We start from the raw sequence: 6,063 nt of genomic DNA, 5'->3' as shown, positions 1-6,063 counted from the left end.
GATTATAGTTAGGATTTTCTTTGTGGAACATACTGAGACCTCCTAGAACTTCTTATCTTTATTATAACTCTTGGCAAAAAGAAAAGCCCTAGAAAAATCAATTCCTAGAGCTTTGTCTTCAATCTGACATGACATTAATGTCATGTTTATAAGAAATCACTCATTTCAATGAGAATCTTTTTCCCACTCCTCTCGCAACAGTTGAGTTAAGTGCTTTGCATCAATTAATTCAGAAAAATGAATCGCTTGTTGATAATATAGCACAGCTTCATCAGGTTTCTTATCAATCCATAAACAGCATTTCCATCGATACATATAGTAAAGAGGCATTTTTTGAAAATCTTGAGTTTCTCGCATAATTTGTTGGCTAAGATTTAATAAACTTTGAATATATTCAGCTTTTTTCAAACGTAAACATACATACGTTGCATTAAGTACCACATGATTTAGCCAAAATTTATCTGATAATTGTAAATTTTCTCGCTGTGTTAATAACCGGTAAGCCACAGTTTCAAATAGATACTCATCAAAATGAGCATAGGCAAATTTCGAAACAACAGCACATGTCAAATATAAATCTAGTATAACTAAATCATTAAGACGATAAATCGACCTTAACATTATCTGATCAATATAATCTTGCAGAATATCAATTCCAAAATTAATATCACCTGTTTTATATACTTCAAACTTTGATTGTAAGCAATCAATAACTACTTGTTCTTCTTCAGGTAGATTATCATAGTAAGTTTCAAATATCTCATCAAATTGGGCTTCTCGTACATCTAGTGTAGCCTCATCAGCATATGTTGGGATTCGCAGAATGACATATTTTAACTCTTGATAACGTTTTGGAAGCTCCAAGCTTTCACCACCTGTAATTTCATCAATCGTCACCTGGAGTTGTCTGGCAATATATACTGCCCTGGCTAAATTAGGAATTGATTCTCCTGACTCAATTCGCGCTAATTGCCTAATTGACAATTCTGATTCATCTCCACACAATTCTTCACGGGTCAAACCCTTCTCAATTCGAAGCTTACGCAATGATTTGCCAAATCGCTTCATATCTGCCTCCTCCATACATTTTTTCTATTATAACACCTTTGTAATAATTTGTTAATGAAATGATAAATAAAAACAATTATATACTTATAATGTCAGCGAATTCTATTGAATTTTCGGTGTAATTGCCCTTATTTAGCCATTTTCCCTCCTATGTAATAGGTTAATAATTTCTCATCAACTCATAATGGTACAAAAAAAAAGACTGAAGAAACAATTCTTAGTGAACGACTTCTTCAATCTTGTCTTAGTTTTTTTAAAGTCCTAAACGGTCAAAGATTTGATCTACGCGTTTGGTGTAATACATTGGATTGAAGAGTTCATCAATGTCGTCTTGACTGAGACGTGACGTCACTTCTTCATCTGCTTCCAAAAGAGGTTTGAAGGCAACCTGGTTGTCCCACGCGTAAGCTGTCTTGGGTTGCACCAAGTCATAAGCTTGTTCACGCGTCATCCCTTTTTCGATTAACTTGAGCATCACTCGCTGGCTAAAAATAAGACCAAAGGTTGATTCCATATTGCGTTTCATATTGTTAGGAAATACAGTTAAGTTTTTGACGATAGTGCCAAAGCGGTTAAGCATGTAGTTAATCAGAATTGTCGTGTCAGGTGTAATAATCCGCTCAGCAGAAGAATGTGAAATGTCACGCTCATGCCAGAGAGCAACGTTTTCATAGGCGGTGAGCATATGACCACGAATCACACGCGCAAGCCCTGTCATGTTTTCTGAACCGATTGGATTTCGTTTGTGAGGCATGGCCGAACTCCCTTTTTGGCCCTTAGCAAAAAATTCTTCCACTTCTCGCTGTTCGGATTTTTGCAGACCGCGAATCTCGGTCGCCATGCGCTCAATTGAAGTAGCAATGCTAGCAAGCACCGCAAAATATTCCGCATGCAAATCCCGCGGTAAGACCTGGGTCGAAATGTCCTGCGGGCGAATGCCTAGTTTACCACACACATATTCTTCTATAAATGGTGGGATATTGGCGAAATTACCTACCGCGCCAGACATTTTTCCCGCCTCAATACCTGCCGCTGCATGCTCAAAACGTTCCTGATTACGCTTCATTTCACTGTACCAGGTCGCTAATTTAAGGCCAAAGGTGGTTGGCTCAGCATGGACACCGTGCGTGCGTCCCATCATAATCGTCAGCTTGTGCTCACGCGCCTTATCAGCAATAATCTCAAGGAAGTTTGCCAGATCGCGACGAATAATAGCATTCGCCTGCTTGTAGAGATAACCATAGGCAGTATCCACAACATCAGTTGAGGTCAAGCCGTAGTGGACCCATTTGCGCTCCTCACCAAGCGTTTCAGATACTGCACGCGTAAAAGCCACCACATCATGGCGCGTCTCTTTTTCAATCTCAAGAATGCGATTAATGTCAAAGTCAGCATTGGCACGGATTTTGGCCACATCTTCTTTGGGAATTTCCCCCAACTCAGCCCAAGCCTCATCCGCTAAAATCTCAACCTCTAACCAAGCACGGTACTTATTTTCTTCACTCCAAATAGCCGCCATTTCAGGGCGTGAATAACGTTCGATCATCTTTTCTCCTTCTAAAACTTATCCCTATTTTAAACTATCAAGCCGATCAAAGCCAGGATAAATCTAATCTTCTAGCTACTTCTTGCGCCTTAGCAGCCACAAAGAGCAAGCATTAGCAAAATGCCTTGACTTTATCTGCATCCTCTGCAAACACCGTCACATGGCCCATTTTGCGATTATGTTTCGCTTCTAGTTTACCATAAAGATGAAGATGGGCGCTAGGGTTTTTCCGGCAATAAGCTAGCGCCTGATCCATATGCTGTCCTAAAATATTGAGCATAACGGCCGGAGCGTGCAAATGAATGGCTGGTAGCGGCAAGCCAAGCACCCCTAAAATGTGGGTGTCAAACTGTGAAAAATCACAAGCCTCAATCGAATAGTGACCCGAATTATGGGGACGCGGGGCAATCTCATTAACCACAATGTCATCTGAGGTCACAAACATCTCTACACACAAAGTGCCAGCTAGTTTTAATTGCTGTGCAATCGCTAAGGCTATCTTTTTAGCCTTGTTAGCCAGCTCATCAGAAATCCGAGCTGGTACAATGGTCTTAGCTAAAATATTCTGTCTGTGACTATTTTCTTGTACCGGAAAGACTGTAAATTCTGTCTGGTTACCTGAGACGATGACAGACACTTCCAGATCAAAAGCAAGGAACTCTTCCAAAACACACGGGGCTGCGCTAGCCATTTTCCTAGCCGCTACAAGGTCTTCTTCAGAAGTCAGCACGATTTGTCCGTGCCCATCATAACCACCTGTCGCCGTTTTTAAAACGTATTTTTTACTGAGATCAATGTCGTCCAAATCGGCAGCACTCTTAACCACCTTGTAAGGTGCGACAGTGACTTTGGCTTTATTAGCCAAAAACGCCTTCTCAAAAATCCGATTCTGCGAAATCCGAAGCAAGTCTGTTCCCTGAGGCAGTTGATCCTCTTTGATGACAGCATCCAAGCTATCTGCATTCACATTTTCAAACTCATAAGTCAGCACATCACAGCGCTGTGCAAGGTCAGTCAGGGCAGCCACATCGTCATAAGGTGCCACAATCACGTCACTGACACGCGAGGCCGGACAATCAGCCACCGGATCTAGTGTAATCACTTTATGCCCCAGATAAATAGCGGAGATGGCCATCATTTGCCCCAATTGACCACCACCAATAATACCGATTGTTTTAGATGAGTTCATCTGTCGACTCCTCTGCTATTTTCCTTTGCTCCTCAGTGTAATCAGCTAGCGCAGTGACAAGCTCTTGCTTTTCCAGAGCTAAGAGCCGCAGGGCAAAGAGAGCAGCATTCTTAGCTCCCGCTTCTCCAATTGCCATAGTCGCCACCGGCACACCGCCAGGCATTTGGACAATGGAATATAAAGAATCTACACCTGAGAGGGCACGTGATTTCACTGGGACACCAATGACAGGCAAGCTCGTTTTGGCAGCGACCATGCCTGGTAAGTGGGCAGCTCCGCCAGCCCCGGCAATGATGATTTTGATGCCTCGTTCACCTGCTTTTTCTGCATATGTAAACATGAGGTCCGGGGTGCGGTGGGCTGAGATGACCCTTTTTTCATATGGAACTCTAAATCGGTCCAAGAGTTCTGCTGTCTGACGCATGGTGGCCCAATCCGACTGGGAGCCCATGATAATTGCAATTTCAGTTGGCATGCTTTCCTCCTTTTTTAGAGAAGCTTACTGTTGAAGGTTAGCTTTTTTTCTGTAACAGCAAGACGTTTGAAGTAACCTACTTGATAAAGCCATTTGGTCAACTATTTCTAAAAGACGATGGCTTTATGGGCTGAGAGCTGGCCGGCTCTTTGCTTGGCAAATCTAAGGATTCAGCAAGCAAGCTGGCCTTTAGTTTGCTTTATCGCCAATATCCGAACGATAGAATAGTCCTTGTATTTTTTGGCCTTCAAGGGTTTTGTAAATTCTGCTCTGCGCAGCTTGGACGGTATCAGCTGTGGTGACTAGCATATAAACCCGACCACCATCAGAAAGCAGAGCCTGGCTATTTTTTGCAAAACGCGCACCAGCGTAATAGGTGATAATGTCGCCTTGGGTTTTAGCTGGCAGCTGGACGCCTTTGTCATAGGCTAATGGGTAGCCTTCTGAGGCAACCACGACGCCTAGGGTGACACCATCCTCAAGCCACGTCAACTCAGGCTCTTTGCCTGCAAGAATATCAGTTAGGTTTTGGGTAAAATCAGAGGTCAAGCGGGGCAGGATAACCTGGGTTTCAGGATCACCAAAACGAGCATTGAATTCAATCACCTTGGGCCCATCTGCTGTAAGGATTAAACCACAATAAAGGATGCCCAGATAAGGGCGGCCCTCTTCAATCATGCCCTTAAGAACCGGCTTTAGAATGGTTTCTACTGCCCTATCTACCACGTCTTTGGGCAGGTGGGCTACTGGTGCATAGGCTCCCATCCCACCCGTATTTGGTCCCCGGTCTCCATCGTAGGCCCGTTTATGGTCTTGGGCCGTTGGCATCAGGTAAAACTGCTCACCGTTAACAAAAGCAAAGAGCGAGAACTCTTCTCCAACTAGAAATTCCTCAATAACAACACGCGCACCTGAATCACCAAACTTGTTTTCAAGTAACATCGCATGCGCTGCAGCCACAGCTTCATCGATTGTTTCGGCAACGACTACCCCCTTTCCAAGAGCTAAACCATCGGCCTTAACGACAATCGGAGCCCCTTTTTTCTGGATATAGGCCTCAGCTTCTTTGAAATCTGTAAATGTGCCAGAGGCTGCTGTGGGAACCTGATATTTGACCATGATTTGTTTAGCAAAGTCTTTTGACCACTCAAGCTCTGCAGCCAAACGGCTTGGTCCAAAGGCTTTTAGACCCGCTTGGGCAAAATCATCCACAATCCCTGCAGCTAGCGCATCATCTGGTCCAATAAAAGTCCAAGCAATCTCATTTTCTTTAGCAAAAGCAATTAGCTTGGAATGTTCGTGTATTTTGATATTAAGACGTTCCAAGCCATCTAGCGTCATCCCAGCATTACCAGGGGCTACAAAAACCTGGTCAACTCCTTTAGATTCCAGTAATTTCTTAGCAATGGCATGCTCGCGGCCACCTGAGCCAACTACTAAAAGCTTCATAATAAAAATACCAAAAGCAATCAGAAAAACAAAAGCAATTTAGGAACTAAGACAGGATGCTGCACACAAGCTGATTCATCTAGTACCCAAGCTTTCCTCTTAGCTTTAATCCCTTTCAAATACGAATTATATAATGCTATTATAGCATATTTGTTCGTAAAATAAAGATTAAAATGCTGCCTTGCTAAGGAAATCCGATTTGTTGTCATCTTTCCCGAGTTTATCAGTTAAAAAATAAAAAAATCTCTATAAACGCTGTCAAATCAACGTTATTGAAGCTTTTTTAAGTTGTAAATCGTGTTGTGTATGCAGTTTTTCCCTAACTTTTGAATATCT

Annotated in this window: 5 protein-coding genes; all 5 read right to left on the bottom strand. The window is 42.7% G+C overall.

The window, feature by feature from the left end; all coding sequences use genetic code 11:
• Positions 1-165 precede the first annotated feature (165 nt).
• The 5 genes from GWD08_RS08510 to purD all read right to left on the bottom strand — a co-directional run bounded on the left by GWD08_RS08510 (position 166) and on the right by purD (position 5,727).
• Positions 166-1,068, bottom strand: a complete 903-nt coding sequence (locus tag GWD08_RS08510; RefSeq protein WP_159565231.1) for a helix-turn-helix domain-containing protein — start codon at positions 1,066-1,068, stop codon at positions 166-168.
• A gap of 253 nt (positions 1,069-1,321) precedes the next feature.
• Complete coding sequence (purB, locus tag GWD08_RS08505) at positions 1,322-2,614, bottom strand: adenylosuccinate lyase (RefSeq protein ID WP_159545936.1); 1,293 nt, start codon at positions 2,612-2,614, stop codon at positions 1,322-1,324.
• Between the two features lie 112 nt (positions 2,615-2,726).
• Positions 2,727-3,803 carry a 5-(carboxyamino)imidazole ribonucleotide synthase gene (gene purK / locus GWD08_RS08500; protein ID WP_159549446.1) on the bottom strand — a complete coding sequence of 359 codons (1,077 nt, stop codon included), beginning with the start codon at positions 3,801-3,803 and terminating at the stop codon, positions 2,727-2,729.
• Positions 3,790-4,278: a 5-(carboxyamino)imidazole ribonucleotide mutase gene (gene purE, locus GWD08_RS08495; protein WP_159549443.1), complete on the bottom strand. Its 489-nt coding sequence runs from the start codon at positions 4,276-4,278 to the stop codon at positions 3,790-3,792. Before purE ends, purK begins: the two co-directional genes overlap by 14 nt.
• Positions 4,279-4,467: 189 nt before the next feature.
• On the bottom strand, positions 4,468-5,727 hold the full coding sequence (purD, locus tag GWD08_RS08490) for a phosphoribosylamine--glycine ligase (protein WP_159549440.1): 1,260 nt from the start codon (positions 5,725-5,727) through the stop codon (positions 4,468-4,470).
• Positions 5,728-6,063 lie beyond the last annotated feature (336 nt).

It is taken from the genome of Streptococcus halichoeri, assembly GCF_009870755.1.
GTDB classification, from domain to species: domain Bacteria; phylum Bacillota; class Bacilli; order Lactobacillales; family Streptococcaceae; genus Streptococcus; species Streptococcus halichoeri.
This window is presented reverse-complemented; position numbering and strand designations above follow the sequence as displayed.